The 15076-nt window shown below is 72.4% G+C and carries 15 protein-coding genes; 9 read left to right on the top strand and 6 right to left on the bottom strand.

Annotation, left to right across the window (positions count from 1 at the left end):
• Positions 1-65: 65 nt before the first annotated feature.
• Together FHX31_RS25520 and FHX31_RS25525 are read right to left on the bottom strand one after the other, a co-directional pair.
• Positions 66-1478 (bottom strand): amidase, encoded by a 1413-nt coding sequence (locus FHX31_RS25520; RefSeq protein ID WP_184977328.1) that lies wholly within the window; start codon positions 1476-1478, stop codon positions 66-68.
• Between the two features lie 16 nt (positions 1479-1494).
• Positions 1495-2637 carry a cystathionine gamma-synthase gene (locus tag FHX31_RS25525; RefSeq protein WP_013474068.1) on the bottom strand — a complete coding sequence of 381 codons (1143 nt, stop codon included), beginning with the start codon at positions 2635-2637 and terminating at the stop codon, positions 1495-1497.
• A gap of 95 nt (positions 2638-2732) precedes the next feature.
• Between FHX31_RS25525 and FHX31_RS25530 the strand changes: the two genes are divergently transcribed.
• The 3 genes from FHX31_RS25530 (at position 2733) to msrA (ending at position 4363) form a co-directional block, all read left to right on the top strand.
• Positions 2733-3059, top strand: a complete 327-nt coding sequence (locus tag FHX31_RS25530) for a hypothetical protein (protein WP_071096722.1) — start codon at positions 2733-2735, stop codon at positions 3057-3059.
• 154 nt (positions 3060-3213) lie between these two features.
• The gene (locus FHX31_RS25535) at positions 3214-3627 is read left to right on the top strand and encodes an HIT family protein (protein ID WP_013474065.1); all 414 of its coding nucleotides are present in this window, start codon (positions 3214-3216) and stop codon (positions 3625-3627) included.
• 76 nt (positions 3628-3703) lie between these two features.
• Positions 3704-4363 (top strand): peptide-methionine (S)-S-oxide reductase MsrA, encoded by a 660-nt coding sequence (msrA, locus tag FHX31_RS25540; RefSeq protein ID WP_013474064.1) that lies wholly within the window; start codon positions 3704-3706, stop codon positions 4361-4363.
• A 66-nt stretch (positions 4364-4429) separates the two neighbouring features.
• Here the strand turns inward: msrA and FHX31_RS32860 are convergent, their stop codons facing one another.
• Both FHX31_RS32860 and FHX31_RS25550 read right to left on the bottom strand, forming a co-directional pair.
• Positions 4430-4567, bottom strand: a complete 138-nt coding sequence (locus tag FHX31_RS32860; protein ID WP_236619367.1) for a hypothetical protein — start codon at positions 4565-4567, stop codon at positions 4430-4432.
• A gap of 139 nt (positions 4568-4706) precedes the next feature.
• Positions 4707-5174 carry a hypothetical protein gene (locus FHX31_RS25550; protein WP_013474063.1) on the bottom strand — a complete coding sequence of 156 codons (468 nt, stop codon included), beginning with the start codon at positions 5172-5174 and terminating at the stop codon, positions 4707-4709.
• Between the two features lie 205 nt (positions 5175-5379).
• On the opposite strand from FHX31_RS25550, the gene FHX31_RS25555 reads away from it, so the two are divergent.
• The 5 genes from FHX31_RS25555 (at position 5380) to FHX31_RS25575 (ending at position 11932) form a co-directional block, all read left to right on the top strand.
• Entirely contained in the window at positions 5380-7170 is a 1791-nt protein-coding gene (locus FHX31_RS25555; protein WP_013284126.1) for an N-acetylglutaminylglutamine amidotransferase, read from the top strand.
• A gap of 2 nt (positions 7171-7172) precedes the next feature.
• A complete protein-coding gene (gene ngg / locus FHX31_RS25560; protein WP_013284125.1) occupies positions 7173-9011 on the top strand; it encodes an N-acetylglutaminylglutamine synthetase in 1839 nt (612 codons plus the stop codon).
• Positions 9008-10192 carry an osmoprotectant NAGGN system M42 family peptidase gene (locus FHX31_RS25565; RefSeq protein WP_013474062.1) on the top strand — a complete coding sequence of 395 codons (1185 nt, stop codon included), beginning with the start codon at positions 9008-9010 and terminating at the stop codon, positions 10190-10192. Before ngg ends, FHX31_RS25565 begins: the two co-directional genes overlap by 4 nt.
• 304 nt (positions 10193-10496) lie before the next feature.
• Entirely contained in the window at positions 10497-11426 is a 930-nt protein-coding gene (locus FHX31_RS25570; protein ID WP_013474061.1) for a ribonuclease Z, read from the top strand.
• Entirely contained in the window at positions 11423-11932 is a 510-nt protein-coding gene (locus tag FHX31_RS25575; RefSeq protein ID WP_013474060.1) for a GNAT family N-acetyltransferase, read from the top strand. The genes FHX31_RS25570 and FHX31_RS25575 overlap by 4 nt, the downstream gene beginning before the upstream one ends.
• A gap of 88 nt (positions 11933-12020) precedes the next feature.
• On the opposite strand, the gene FHX31_RS25580 is transcribed toward FHX31_RS25575, so the two are convergent.
• Positions 12021-13391 carry a cystathionine beta-synthase gene (locus FHX31_RS25580; RefSeq protein WP_013474059.1) on the bottom strand — a complete coding sequence of 457 codons (1371 nt, stop codon included), beginning with the start codon at positions 13389-13391 and terminating at the stop codon, positions 12021-12023.
• A gap of 76 nt (positions 13392-13467) precedes the next feature.
• Complete coding sequence (locus FHX31_RS25585) at positions 13468-13824, bottom strand: YkvA family protein (protein ID WP_013474058.1); 357 nt, start codon at positions 13822-13824, stop codon at positions 13468-13470.
• A gap of 141 nt (positions 13825-13965) precedes the next feature.
• Between FHX31_RS25585 and FHX31_RS25590 the strand changes: the two genes are divergently transcribed.
• A complete protein-coding gene (locus tag FHX31_RS25590) occupies positions 13966-15012 on the top strand; it encodes an SGNH/GDSL hydrolase family protein (protein ID WP_184977329.1) in 1047 nt (348 codons plus the stop codon).
• Positions 15013-15076: the final 64 nt, after the last annotated feature.

The following is a 15076-nucleotide window of genomic DNA, read 5'->3' on the forward strand; positions in this document are numbered from 1 at the left end:
TCTGGCAGTGCATCGGGGACCGTCCGAGGTGGTGAGCGCGACAGGGGTGCGCACACGCTAGACGATCACCCGGCGGCCGGCGACCCCGTTCCGACGCGGGGATAGCCGGGGGCGTGCCGGGCCCACGGCGCCTGCAACTCGAACTGGCCGGCCACTCCGAGCAGCAGCAGTTCGGAGCCGGGCGGGCCGACGAACTGCACGCCCACCGGCAGGCCGTCCGGGCGGCGGCCGACCGGCACCACGATCGACGGCAGCCCGGCGATGTTCCACGGCGCCGCGTACGGGGCGTACCTGATGTTGGTCGACATGTTCGCCAGCCAGGAGCGGCCGGACCACCCGGCGGCCTCCGGCGGCGGCCCGGCCAGCGCCGGGGTGAGCAGCAGGTCGATCGAGTTGTCCGCGAAGAAGTGCACGGACCGTTCGCGCCAGGCGGCCCGGTCGGCCTCCCGCACGTACCCCCGGCGCTGCGCCCACTCGCCGAGCCTGACGTGCTGGCGGCTGCGCCGCTGGAGTTGACGCGGCGCCACCCCGGCGGCGCGCACGTCGGCGGCGGCCGCCGCGAACCAGGTGGCGATGCCCTGGAGGCCGAGCCGGGTCGGGTAGACCGGGTCGGCGGGCACGGTGTCGTGACCGGCGGCGGCCAGCAGCCGGCCGGCGGCGGCGACCGCGTCCCGGTTCGGCGCGTCCGGCGAGACGCCGCGTACCGGCGAGCGCAGCGAGACGCCAACCCGCAGCCGCTCCGGCGGGACCAGCTTGTCCGGCCGGCGGCCGGCCAGCACCGAGAAGCCGACCACCGCGTCGGCGACGGTGCTGGTCAGCATGCCGTGCTCGGTGAGGCCGAACCAGTCGTCCGCGCCGAGCTGGCAGGGCACCACGCCCCGGCCGGGCTTGAGCCCGACCAGGCCGCAGCAGGCCGCCGGGATGCGGATCGACCCGAGACCGTCGTTGCCGTGGGCCATCGGCACCAGCCCGGCAGCCACCGCGGCGGCCGCGCCGCCGGACGAGCCGCCGGGGGTACGAGCCGGATCCCACGGGTTGCGGGTCACAGCGGTGTCGTCGTCGGTGAGGGCCCACAGGCCCAGCTCCGGCATCCGGGTGACCCCGAGGATGACAGCGCCCGCGCCGCGCAGCCGCCGGACCACCTCGTGGTCGGCCTCCGCCACCTCGGTACGCATCGCGGCCGACCCGTTCCAGGTGGGCAGGCCGGCCACCGGCGTGTTCTCCTTGACCGCCACCGGCACCCCGGCGAGCGGCAGGTTCGCCAGTTCCTCCTGCTCGTCGACCTTCTCCGCCTCGGTGATCGCCTCGCCGCCGCGTACCGTGCGGAACGCGCCCAGCTCGGCGTCGACCCGGGCGACGTGGTCCAGGTGGTCGGCGACGACCTGGGTGGCGGAGACGTCGCCACGGCGTACCGCCCGGGCGATCTGTTTCGCGGTCGTCCCGACCCAGGTCGTCGGCAAGATGTCCGGCACTGCCACCCTCCCCAACCAGCGGTCAGCCCAGGGCCTGCTCCAGATCGGCGAGCAGGTCGTCGACCGTCTCGATGCCGACAGACAGTCGCACGAGATCGCCGGGAACTTCAAGCGGCGAGCCCGCAGCGCTTGCGTGTGTCATCCGGCCCGGGTGCTCGATCAGGGACTCGACGCCGCCGAGCGACTCGGCGAGCACGAACAACCGGGCCCGGTTGCAGATCTGGACGGCGTGCTCCTCGCCGCCCGCCGCGCGGAACGAGATCATGCCGCCGAACCGGCGCATCTGCTTGGCGGCCACCTCGTGGCCGGGGTGCGAGGGCAGGCCCGGGTAGACGACCTGGGCGACCTTGGCGTGTCCGTCCAGGTAGGCCGCGACCCGCTCGGCGTTGTCGCAGTGCCGGTCCATCCGTACCCCGAGGGTCTTGATGCCGCGCAGGGTGAGCCAGGCGTCGAACGGCCCGTTGACCGCGCCCATCGCGTTCTGGTGGTAGCGCAGCTCCTCGCCGAGCGTGCGGTCCGCCGCGACGAGCGCGCCGCCGACCACGTCGGAGTGCCCGCCGACGTACTTGGTGGTGGAGTGCACCACCACGTCCGCGCCGAACGCGATCGGCTGCTGGAGGTACGGCGAGGCGAACGTGTTGTCGACCACCAGCAACGCGCCGGCGTCGTGCGCCACCGCGGCGAGCGCGGCGATGTCGGCGATGCCGAGCAGCGGGTTGGTCGGCGTCTCCACCCAGACGATCCTGGTGGTGCCCGGGCGGATCGCGGCACGAACGGCGTCCGGGTCGGAGACCTTCGCCGGGGTGTACGACAGGCCCCAGCGCTCGGCCACCTTGGCGAACAGCCGGTACGTGCCGCCGTACGCGTCGTCCGGGATCACCACATGGTCGCCCGGCTTGCAGACGGTCCGCAGCAGCGTGTCCTCGGCGGCCAGGCCGCTGGCGAAGGCGAGCGCCACCGGGCCGCCCTCCAGCGCGGCGAGGCACTCCTGGAGCGCGTCGCGGGTGGGGTTACCGGAGCGGCTGTACTCGTAGCCCTCGCGGGGCGCGCCGACGGCGTCCTGGGCGTACGTGCTGGTCTGGTAGATCGGCGGGATCACCGCACCGGTGCGGGCCTCCGGGTCCTGACCGGCGTGGATGGCGAGTGTCTCGAAGCCGTGGCTCATGCCGCAGACGTTAGCCCCCCGCCCGCTCCCGCTCTCGTCAACCCGGCGCGAGTCACAACCGCGAAGGTGTCGGGGTGGTCGGCCATACTGGTCCGGTGAGTACGACCGAGGCGCTCCCCTCCCGCCTGCACGGCGTCGCCGACCGGATCCCCACGTGCCTGGACGACCTCAAGGGGCCCGAGCACGGCCGGGTCACGCTGCCGATCCGCCTCGCGTGGTCCGGTCTCACCGAGTTCGACGTCGACGACAGCGGGCAGCGGCTCACGCTCTACCGCACGCTGATGGACTGCGGGCAGCGCGAGGACATCGTCCGGTACGTGAATCCGGCGCTTCTCCGGCAGGACTGGTCCCGCATCCGCAAGCTGACCGCACACCGGGTGATCCGCCTCTGGGAGAGCAGGATCCCGGGCCTGGCGGCCTAGCCGTGGACGAGTTGCACACGCGCTTGCTGCGCGTCGGATTCCGCGCCGCGCCGATCATGAGGTTGACGGTGCCGCCGGTCCGATTTGTCGCCGCCAACCTCATGATCACGCTCGCCCGGAGGTGGGGTGGCCGGGTGGGGCCCAGGGTGAGCTCGTGAGCGGGTGTGTGTTCTGCGGGATCGTGGCGGGCGAGGTGCCGGCCTTCCGGGTGACCGACGAGCCGGACGGCGTCGCGTTCCTCGACACCCGGCCGGTGTTCAAGGGCCACGTGCTGGTGGTGCCCCGCACCCACCTGGTCACCCTGTCCGACCTGCCCGCCGACGCGCTGCCCGGCTACTTCCGGCTGGTGCAGCGCATCGCCGTGGCCGTGGAGTCCGGTCTGGGCTCCGGTGGGACGTTCGTGGCGATGAACAACCGGGTGTCCCAGTCCGTACCGCACCTGCACACCCACGTGGTGCCCCGGACCAAGGGCGACGGGCTGCGCGGCTTCTTCTGGCCGCGCACCCGGTACGCCGACGACGCCGAGGCGACGGAGTTCGCCGGGCGGATCTCGGCGGCGCTGGCCTGACGCCGACGTGGGCGGGTAAGGAACCCGGGGCCGACGATGTTGCACACGCTGGGAAAGCCAAGAGAGGAGTCCCACCGTGTTCCTCCGCCGCATGAAGGCCGAAATGATCTCTCCTGACCAGGCCCTGCCGGGCCGCCCGATCGCGATGCCGATCGCCGACCGGCACGAGGTGCTGCCGTCCTCGCTGAAGGGCCCGTTCCCCGAGGGCGCGCAGGTCGCCGTCTTCGGCATGGGCTGCTTCTGGGGCGCCGAGCGGCTGTTCTGGACCCTCCCCGGCGTGATCACCACGTCGGCCGGTTACGCGGGCGGGTACACCACCAACCCGACGTACGAGGAGGTCTGCTCGGGCATGACCGGGCACGCCGAGGTGGTCCAGGTGGTCTACGACCCGTCGAAGATCGCCTACGAGGACCTGCTCAAGGTGTTCTGGGAGAACCACGACCCGACCCAGGGCATGCGCCAGGGCAACGACGTGGGCACCCAGTACCGCTCGGCGATCTACACCACGACCGACGAGCAGCTCGCCGCCGCCAAGGCGTCGCGGGACGCGTTCGCGCCGATCGTGGAGCGGGCCGGCAAGGGTGAGATCACCACCGAGATCGCGCCGCTCGGCGACTACTACTTCGCCGAGGACTACCACCAGCAGTACCTGGCTCCGACGAAGAACCCGAACGGCTACTGCAACCACGGACCGAACGGGCTGAGCTGCCCGGTCGGCGTGGCCCGCACCGCGTAGCCAGACCCGAGCACTGCCCCACTCGGGCCCTCGTCCTCCAGGGACGAGGGCCCGAACGCACTGCGGTCAATCGGTGGCTCGGGGATGGCCGGTGCCGGCGTGCTTGATCCAGCAGGTCCGGGTCTGGTCGTCGACCAGGTACCAGACGCGGCCGCCGGCGGTGACCTCGTACTGCCACTGCGGCAGGGCCCTACCGTTGTGCACCGCAGTGGCGAGGGAACCCTTGAGGGGGTGCTGGCGGCTGGTCGCTCCTCCCAGCCCTTGGCCGCGTCATTGGTGGCGAACCGCAGGGTGTACCCACCTGGCCGGGGTGGCGGGGCGGCGCGGTCGCCGCGCTTCGCGCTCACTCGTCGGTCGGGCGCGTGACCGGCCCGAAGTCGTCGGCGCTGGGCGCGGCCAGGATCCGATGCAGATCGGGATCGGCGTGAACCTCGGCGGTGTGCCGCCATTCCGCGAGCAGCTGGGACACCGCCGCGGTGCTGCCGACGGCCGCTGCGGCCTCGGCCGTGGCGATGAACTCGTCGGTCATCTGCTCGGCGTCCCCCTGCGGCAGGAACCGCATCCAGGGCAGCACGGTCGGAAGCGTCTCGCGGACCAGGGCCGGCTCTCGCCGCGCCAGGCCGGCCAGCAGCCGCGCGGTCAAATCGACCACCTCCCCCTCGGCCTCTGCCCGTTCGGCGGACATCAGCACCAGGTCGGCGGCGTCGCGGCGACGTAGCCGCAGTGCCCGAGTACGAGCCAGCCGCTCCGCGGTTTCCGTCGGCTGGCGCAGCAACTCGGAGAACGGCACGGACTCCAAGGGCATCGACATGACATCAACACTACTTCAGAAGTAGCGCGCTGCGGCATTCCTCACACCCTCGCGGGAGCCGAATCCCGACATCGGGTGGAGCGAGGCAGGAACCGAAGGCGTGACAGGTGACCACCCTGCGTGACGGCGCATCGTAGCAAGCTGTCACACGTTCGTCATCGTCTCAACAGGCGAACTGCAACAAGCTCTGGCAGCATTGGCTTGTATGTGCGGACTTGCGGGAGAGTTCCGCCGTGACGGTTCACGCGCCGACGTCTCGGCCGTGGAGCGGATGGCGGCCACGATGAGTGACCGAGGGCCCGACGACAGCGGCGTCTGGTCGCAGGGCCCGACCGCGCTGGGACACCGGCGCCTAAAGATCATCGACCTGTCCGCGGCGAGCGGCCAACCCATCGTGGACGCCGCCGCCGGGCTCACCGGTGTCTTCAACGGCTGCATCTACAACTATCGAGAGCTGCGCGCCGAGCTGCAGGCCAAGGGCCACCGGTTCTTCTCGTCCGGTGACAGCGAGGTCGTGGTCAAGGCGTACGCCGAGTGGGGTCTCGACTTCGTCGACCACCTGATCGGCATGTTCGCGGTGGCGATCAGCGAGCGCGACACCGGCCGCCTGGTGCTGGCCCGGGACCGCCTCGGCATCAAGCCGCTCTACCTGGCCGAGAGCCCCGGCGTGGTGCGGTTCGCCTCGACCCTGCCGGCGCTGCTCGCCGGTGGCGGCATCGACACCACCATCGACCGGGTGGCGCTCGCCCACTACCTGAGCTTCCACAGCATCGTGCCGCCGCCGCGCACGATCCTGGCCGGCGTCACCAAGCTGCCGCCTGCCACGGTCCGGGTGTACGAGGCGGACGGCTCCACCCACGAGCGGGTGTACTGGGATCCGGCGTTCAGCCGCGCCGCCGAGCGGGCCGGCTGGTCCGAGCGGGACTGGCAGGACGCGCTGCTCGACTCGCTGACCACAGCCGTACGCCGCCGCATGGTGGCCGACGTGCCGGTGGGCGTGCTGCTCTCCGGCGGCCTCGACTCCAGCCTGGTCGTCGCGCTGCTCGCCGGCGAGGGGCAGGCCCGGTCCGGCCTGGCCACGTTCTCCATCGGCTTCGACGCGGTCGGCGGCCGGGAGGGCGACGAGTTCGTCTACTCCGACCTGGTCGCGAAGACGTTCGGCACCGACCACCACCAGATCCGGGTGCCCACCGGTGACCTGCTGCCGCCGCTGGAATCCGCCGTCGCGGCCATGAGCGAACCCATGGTCAGCCACGACTGCGTCGCGTTCTGGCTGCTCAGCCAGGAGGTCGCGCGGCACGTCAAGGTGGTGCAGTCGGGCCAGGGCGCGGACGAGATCCTGGGTGGCTACCACTGGTACCCGCCGCTCGCCGGGGTGGACCGGGAGCAGGCGCTCGAGACGTACGCGAAGGCGTTCTTCGACCGCGACGCGGCCGGACTGGCCCGGGTGCTCAACCCGGCGTGGCTGGCCGACGGCGACCCGGCGCGGGAGTTCGTGGCCGCGCACCTGGGCCGCGCGGGGGCGCAGACCGCCGTCGACGCGGGCCTGCGGATCGACACCCAGGTCATGCTGACCGACGACCCGGTGAAGCGGGTCGACAACATGACCATGGCGCACGGGCTGGAGGCCCGGGTGCCGTTCCTCGACCACGAGTTCGTCGAGCTGGCCGCGAGCTGCCCGCCGGAGCTGAAGCTGGCCCAGGGCGGCAAGGGCGTACTCAAGGAGATCGGGCGCCGGGTCCTGCCGCACGAGGTCATCGACCGGCCCAAGGGCTACTTCCCGGTGCCCGGACTCACCCACCTGGAGGGCAAGCTCCTCGACCGGGTACGCGACGCGCTGACCGCGCCCGAGGCGCGCCGTCGCGACCTGTTCCGCGCCGACTACGTCGACGCGCTGCTCGCCGACCCGAATGCCGAACTGACCCCGTTGAACGGAAACAAGCTGTGGCAACTGGGACTCCTGGAAATGTGGCTCCAGAGCCACGGAATCGACTGACCGTGACGGACACCCTCGCCACCGGAACGGCGCGTACCGACCGGGAACGGGTGCTGGGCCGGCGCCGGGAACTCACCGGCCCCGGCGGTGACCCGGTCGCACCGGGTACGCCGGAGCCTCGGCAGCCGGAGACCGCGTCCGCCGACGCCTCGGGCGTGGTGCTGGACTGCGGCTGGGGCCGGCTGGTGTTCGGGCAGACGTTCGACGACCAGGTGCACGTGGCCGACGTGCTGCGCTCCGAGGCGGTCGGCGCCCGTGACATCTGCATCTACCTGCGCGACCCGCACGTGCTGGTGTCCCGGCTGCCGGACGAGCTGTTCATCGACCCGTCGCTGACGTACCGGCTGCCGCTGGGCGAGAAGCGGCCCGCCGCCACCGAGGGCGGCGAGGTCCCCGGGCTGACCGTCCGGCCGCTGCGCGACGCCGCCGACGCCGAGGCGGTGAACCGGATCTACGCGCGCAACGGCATGGTCACCGCACCGGTCGAGGTGCTGGTGGACAACGCCGGCACGGACCGGTTCCTGCACCTGGTGGCCGAGGACACCACGGGTGAGGTGGTCGGCACCATCACCGGCGTGGACCACGTCGCGGTCTTCGGCGACCCGGAGAAGGGCGCCAGCCTGTGGTGCCTCACAGTCGACTTCAACACCGCCCCGCCCGGCACCGGGCAGGCACTGCTCACCGCGCTCGCCGACCGGCTCGACGAGCGCGGCCGGGCGTTCGTGGACCTGTCCGTGCTCGCCGAGAACTCGGGCGCGATCCGGCTGTACGAGCGCCTCGGCTTCCACCGCACCGGCACGCTCTGCGTGAAGCGGAAGAACCCGATCAACGAGCGCCTGTTCCTGCCCGCCATGCCCGAGGGGTACGACGAGCTGAACCCGTACGCGAAGATCGTCGCGGACGAGGCGATGCGCCGCGGCATCCGGGTCGAGGTGACCGACCCGCACTGGGGTGAGCTGAAGCTGACCACCGGCGGCCGGACCATCCACACCCGCGAGTCGCTGTCGGAACTGACCTCGGCGGTGGCGATGAGCCGCTGCGACGACAAGCGGGTGACTCGGCGCATCCTCACCGAGGCGGGGCTGTCGGTGCCGCGCGGGCGTACCGCCACCGGCGAGCCCGACGACGTGGCGTTCCTGAACGATGTGGGTCCGGTGGTGGTCAAGCCGGCGCGGGGCGAGCAGGGCAACGGCATCACCGTCGGCGTGCGTACGCCGGAGGCCCTCACCGCGGCCGTCGAGCTGGCCCGCCGGTTCTGCCCGGACGTGCTGATCGAGGAGCTGCGCGCGGGCGAGGACCTGCGGGTCGTGGTGATCGACCACGAGGTGGTCGCCGCCGCGGTGCGTCGGCCCGCGCAGATCACGGGCGATGGCGTGCACGACATCACCGAGCTGATCGAGCGGCAGAGCCGGCGCCGGGCGGCGGCCACCGGCGGTGAGTCCCGCATCCCGGTCGACGACATGACCCGTGAGGTGGTGGCGGAGGCCGGGTACCGGATGCACGACGTGCTCCCGGAGGGCGAGGTGCTGGCGGTCCGGCGGACGGCCAACCTGCACACCGGCGGCACGATCCACGACGTGACAGCCGAGCTGCACCCGGCGATCGCCGAGGCGTGCGTCACTGCCAGCCGGGCGCTGGACATCCCGGTCACCGGGCTGGACCTGCTGGTCCCCGCCCCCGACCGGCCGGAACACGTGTTCATCGAGGCGAACGAGCGGCCCGGACTGGCCAACCACGAGCCGCAGCCGACCGCCGAGCGCTTCGTCGACCTGCTCTTCCCGGGTACCCGGGCACCGCAGCGACTCTGGTCGCCGGCCGGTGCGGCAGGCTCTGGGGCATGACCGCACGCAAACCCCAACCGCTCAAGCTCGACCTCGACTACCTCCGCCAGGTGCTGGTGGAGCTGCTGGAGATCCCCAGCCCGTCGGGGCGCACCGACCACATCCAGCAGTACGTGGGCGAGCGGCTCTCCGCGATCGGGATCAGCTCCACGCTGACCCGTCGCGGGGCGCTGAGCGCCTGTCTGCCCGGCCCCCGGTCGACCGGCGCCGACCGGGCCGTGGTGGTGCACACCGACACCATCGGCGGCATGGTGAAGCGGCTCAAGGAGAACGGCCGGCTGGAGGTCAACCCGATCGGTACGCACAGCGCCCGCTTCGCCGAGGGCGCCCATGTGCGGATCTTCACCGACGACCTGGACCGGGTGGTCACCGGCCAGGTGCTGCCCCTGAAGGCGAGCGGCCACCGCTACAACGAGGCGGTCGACCTCCAGGGCGTCGGCTGGGAACTGGTCGAGGTGCGGGTGGACGAGCCCGTACACGACGAGGCCGGGCTGCGGGCGCTCGGCATCGACGCCGGGGACTTCGTCGCGTTCCTGCCCAACCCGACCATCACCCCGAACGGGTACGTCAAGTCGCGGCACCTGGACGACAAGGCGGGCGTGGCGGCGGTGCTGACCGCGTTCAAGGCGATGGTCGACGCCGGTGTCACCCCGGCGGTCACCGCGCACCTGCTGGTCACCGTCACCGAGGAGATCGGTCACGGCGCGAGCCACGGGCTGGACCCGGACGTCGCGGAGATCGTCTCGGTGGACGCGGCTGTGGTCGCGCCGGGCCAGCAGTCCCGGGAGACCGCCGCGACGCTGGCGATGGGCGACGGGGTCGGCCCGTTCGACTACCACCTGACCCGCAACCTCGCCTCGATCGCCAAGGAGCACGGCGTCGACCTGGTCCGCGACGTGTTCGACTACTACCGCTCGGACGTGGCCGCCGCGGTCGAGGCCGGGGCGCACGCCCGGGTGGCGCTGCTCGGCTTCGGCGTGGACGCCACCCACGGCCACGAGCGCACCCACCTCGACGGTCTGCACCAGCTCACCCAGCTGCTCTGCCTCTACCTCCAGAGCCCGCTGGTCTTCCCCGAGTGGGACGCCGAGCCGGAGGGCGACCTGGCCGACTTCCCGTCGCTCGCAGTGCAGCCGGCGAATGAAGAGGGCCCGCGCGAGGGCCCGATCGGCCTGGACTGACGCCTGTGATCGAAATCCGTTGCCGCGGCCGCCGGGAAGTGGATAGCGTGGCGGTACACGGGAAAGGAGGTGGTCCAGACTTGTATAGCAATCGGACTCGTGAGGTGGCTGTCCGCTAGCCGCTGTCCTCGACAGTGAAAACTCGTCCGCCGCGAGGCGGGCATGCACGATCGTCGAGACCGTGTGGCAGCGGTGCGGCGAAACCACGACAGCCACCCGACCCCCGGGGTGCCGGCCCAGTCCAGCCGGCCCGCGCGTGAGCGCGGAAGCCCCGGGGGTCGCTTTTTGCCTTCCGGAGGATGCCGTGTCCATGCGTGAGCTGGTGGTGCTCGGTACGGCCAGCCAGGCCCCGACCCGGCAACGCAACCACAACGCCTACCTGCTGCGCTGGGACGACGAGGTGATCCTCTTCGATCCGGGCGAGGGCAGCCAGCGGCAGATGCTGCACACCGGGGTCACCGCCACCGACCTGACCCGGATCTGCGTCACCCACTTCCACGGCGACCACTGCCTCGGCCTGCCCGGCATGATCCAGCGCCTCTCGCTCGACCGCGTACCGCGCCCGGTGGCTGTGCATTTCCCGGCCGGCGGCGCCGAGTACTTCGCCCGGCTGCGCCACGCCTCCAGCTTCTACGAGACCGCCGAACTCGCAGTCGAGCCGATCGACGCCGACGGGCAGCGGATCACGCTGGGCATCGGCACGCTGGAGGCCCGCCGGCTGCGGCACCCGATCGAGACGTACGGGTACCGCCTGGTCGAGCCGGACGGCTGCCGGATGCTGCCGGAGCGGCTGGCCGCGTACGGCATCGCCGGTCCGGACGTGGGGCGGCTGCTGCGCGACGGGCACCTGGACCGCGACGGACGCCGCGTCACCCGGGACGAGGTGAGCGTGACCCGGCCGGGGCAACGGTTCGCGTTCGTAATGGACACCGGGCTCTGCGACGGCGTGTACGCGCTGGCCGAGCACGCCGACCTGCTGGTGATCGAGTCGACGTTCCTGGAGTCGGAGGCGGCGCTCGCCGCCGAGGTCGGGCACCTCACCGCCGGTCAGGCCGCGCGGGTGGCGGCCGAGTCGGGGGTACGCACGCTCGTGCTCACCCACTTCTCCCAGCGGTACGCCGACCCGCGCCGGTTCCACGACGAGGCCCGGGAGCACTTCTCCGGTGATCTGGTGATCGCCGAGGATCTCCAGACGGTGCAGGTGCCGCCCCGGCGGGTACCGTCGCCCGGGTGACGATCTCCCTACGTTCCGCGACCGGGGCCGACCTGATGGCGGTCGGCGCCCTGCACCAGCGCTCCCGGACGGCGGCGTACTCGTCGTTCCTGCCGTCCGAGGCGCTGGCCGACCCGACGCCCGAGGCGATGGGCCGTTACTGGGTGGAGCGGCTGACCTGGGAGGGCGCCGACCACCGGATGACGGTGGCCGAGCGGGACGGGCGGCTGGTGGGCTTCAGCTACCTCGGGCCGGACGACGAGGGCGACCCGGCGACCGGGCTGCTCAACGCGATCCACCTGGAGCCGTCCGAGCGGGGCAGGGGCACCGGGCGGGCGCTGATGGTGGACGCGCTCGACGCGATGCGGGCCCGGGGATGGACGCGCGCGGTGCTGTGGGTGCTGCGGGACAACGCCGTCGCGCGGGGGTTCTACGAGCGCGGCGGCTGGACCGCCACCGGTGAGCAGCGGGACGAGCACATCGGCCGGGTGCTCGTCCCCCAGCTCCGCTACGCCCGCCGCTTGTAAGGAAGGGCCCCTTCTTAACGCCTCCAGTAGAGGAAGGGCCCCCTTTTAACACCGAGTGTTAAAAGGGGGCCCTTCCTTACACGCAGGGTCAGCGGGCGCCGAGGTGGGCCAGCAGGTCCTGGCGGGTCAGCACGCCCTTGGGCTTGCCGTCGACCAGCACCAGCGCCGCGTCCGCCTTCTCCAGCAGTCCGACCGCTTCGCTCACCGGCTGGCCGCCGCCGATCATCGGCAGCGGCTCGCCCATGTGCCGCTCGATCGTGTCGTGCAGGTGGGCCTGGCCGGTGAACAGCGCGTCGAGCAGGTCCTTCTCGGCGATCGAGCCGGCCACCTCACCGGTCACCACCGGCGGCTCGGCCTTGAGCACCGGGAGCTGGGAGACCCCGTACTCGCGCATGTAGTCGATGGCGTCGCGGACCGTCTCGGTCGGGTGCACGTGCACCAGCTCGGGCAGGCCACCGGGCTTGCCGGTGAGCGCGTCGGCGACGGTCGGCTCGGTGCCCGAGTCGTCAAGGAAGCCGTACCGGGCCATCCACTTGTCGTTGAAGATCTTCGACAGGTAGCCCCGGCCGCCGTCCGGCAGCAGCACCACGATCACGTCGTCCGGGCCGGCCTTGCGGGCCACCTCCAGCGCGCCCACCACTGCCATGCCGCAGGAGCCGCCGACCAGCAGACCCTCCTCGCGGGCCAGCCGGCGGGTCATCTCGAAGGACTCCTTGTCCGACACCTCGACGATCTCGTCGGCGATCCCCCGGTCGTACGTCTCCGGCCAGAAGTCCTCACCGACGCCCTCGACCAGGTACGGCCGGCCGGTGCCGCCCGAGTAGACCGAGCCCTCCGGGTCCGCGCCGATCACCTTGACCCGGCCCTCGGACGCCTCCTTGAGGTAGCGGCCGATGCCGGAGATGGTGCCGCCGGTGCCGACGCCCGCGACGAAGTGGGTGATCTTCCCCTCGGTCTGCCGCCACAGCTCCGGACCGGTGGTCTCGTAGTGCGAGCGCGGGTTGGCCGGGTTGCTGTACTGGTTGGGCTTCCACGCGCCGGGGATCTCCCGGGCCAGCCGGTCGGAGACGTTGTAGTAGGAGCGCGGGTCCTCCGGCGCGACGGCGGTCGGGCAGACCACCACCTCGGCGCCGTACGCGCGCAGCACGTCCTGCTTGTCCTGGCTGACCTTGTCCGGGCAGACGAAGACGCAGCGGTAGCCCTTGAGCTGGGCCACCAGGGCCAGCCCGACGCCCGTGTTGCCGCTGGTCGGCTCCACGATCGTGCCGCCCGGCCGCAGGATGCCCGCCTTCTCGGCGTCCTCCACCATGCGCATCGCGATCCGGTCCTTGACCGAGCCGCCCGGGTTCACGTACTCCACCTTCGCCAGCACGGTGGCCTGGATGCCCTCGGTGACGTTGCGCAGGCGTACCAGCGGGGTGTTGCCGATCAGCTCGACGACGTTGTCGTAGTACTGCACCTCGTTGTGCCCTTCGTCGCGCCGCCGTCGTGGGGCGGTCGGTCAGCCGTCAGTTCGCCGACCAGCGTACGTGCCGTCAGGGCACCACATGCCCGGGGATGACGGAGCTGCGACGTGCCTCCCACTCCAGGAACCGCTCGGTCTCGGCGAGCACGCTTCCCGCCAGCCAGGTGACCATGACCGCGTCGTCGGCCAGCCCGAAGATCGCCAGCGGGATCTCCGGGAGCAGGTCGATCGGGGAGACGATGTACGCCGTCGCCCCGGCCATCAGCGCCAGGCGCAGGCCACCGTCGTACTCGCCCCTGGTGGTCGCGCGGATCATCCGCGGCAGCGCCGCCAGCCGTGCCCCGAGCGACGGCCCGCCCCGCGTGCCCGCCGCCAGCGCCCGGGCCAGCGCCGCGAACGCGGCACTGCGCTTCAACGTCTTCCCCATGATTTCGCCCCTCTCCGCCCGACCATGGTGCGGCCCGGTGGCAAGCCCGCGTCCGCTGCACCCATCGGTACCCGATCCGGGCACCGCCCAGCCATCCGATCAAGGACAGCAGTGGTCGTACCGGCGCGATACTGTCGGTTCATGGGGGACGCTGGTTCCGTCGCGCCGGTCCGCCGGCAGCGCGCCCGGCAGATCGCCCGCCTCGCGGCGATCGGCACGGGCGCCACGGTGGCGGCCACCGCCGCCACCGGCGGGGTGCTGCTCGGCCAGGCCCGGCAGGCCCGCCGCACCATTCCGATGGCGCAGGCCCCGCCGCCGCGCTGCGACGGTGTGTACGGCGCGAGACTGCCCGGCCCGCCGATCACCATGGTCATCCTGGGCGACTCCTCAGCGGCCGGGTACGGCGTGCACAGGCGCCGGGAGACACCGGGCTCGCTGCTGGCAACCGGGCTGTCCCGCCGCCTGCACCGGCCGGTCCGGCTGCACCGGTTCGCCGTGGTCGGTGCGCTGTCCTCAGGGCTGAAGCCGCAGGTCGAATCCGCCCTGGAGGTCGAGCCGGACGTGGCCGTGATCCTGGTCGGCGGCAACGACGTCACCAACCGCTCACCGTTCTCGGTAGCGGTGCGCTACCTGGTCGACGCGGTCCGTACGCTCCGGGCGGCCGGCTGCGAGGTGGTCGTCGGCACCTGCCCCGACCTGGGCACCATCCGGCCGATCCAGCCGCCGCTGCGCTGGCTGGCCCGGCGCTGGAGCCGCCAGCTCGCCGCCGCGCAGACGGTGGGCGTGGTCGAGGCCGGCGGCCGTGCCGTCTCGCTCGGCGACATGCTCGGGCCGCGGTTCGCCGCCGAGCCCGGGCGGATGTTCGCCTGGGACCGGTTCCACCCCTCCGCCGAGGGGTACGCGATAGCCGCGGCGGCGTTGCTGCCCACCGTGCTGTCCGCGTTGGGCGCGGTCCCGGAACGCAGGCCTGTCCTGACCGGCGTGGAAGGCGTACGGTCGCTCCCGGAGGCCGCCCACCAGGCGGCCCGGCACGCCGGCACGGAGGTCAGCGGCGCCCAGCTCCGGGGTCGCGACCGCGGACCGGGCGGGCGGTGGGCGCAGCTTCGCCGGCGGGCCTTCTTCGGCGTCGGCGCGGTGCCACCGACCGGCAGTGCCGCCGACTCGGCAACGCTGGAGGGAACGTCATGAGCGAGCGCAGCGAGCGAATCAGCCGGCTCAGCGCGAAGGTGCCTCATGGCGGCACGGAGCGAAG

The organism is Micromonospora sp. CNZ286 (assembly GCF_014207755.1).

Coding starts and splice junctions, on each gene's coding strand:
- FHX31_RS25555 (WP_013284126.1), top strand. CDS start 5,380: ATGTGCGGACTTGCGGGAGAGTTCCGCCGTGACGGTTCACGCGCCGAC.
- FHX31_RS25590 (WP_184977329.1), top strand. CDS start 13,966: ATGGGGGACGCTGGTTCCGTCGCGCCGGTCCGCCGGCAGCGCGCCCGG.
- FHX31_RS25585 (WP_013474058.1), bottom strand. CDS start 13,824: ATGGGGAAGACGTTGAAGCGCAGTGCCGCGTTCGCGGCGCTGGCCCGG.
- FHX31_RS25525 (WP_013474068.1), bottom strand. CDS start 2,637: ATGAGCCACGGCTTCGAGACACTCGCCATCCACGCCGGTCAGGACCCG.
- FHX31_RS25565 (WP_013474062.1), top strand. CDS start 9,008: ATGACCGCACGCAAACCCCAACCGCTCAAGCTCGACCTCGACTACCTC.
- FHX31_RS25550 (WP_013474063.1), bottom strand. CDS start 5,174: ATGTCGATGCCCTTGGAGTCCGTGCCGTTCTCCGAGTTGCTGCGCCAG.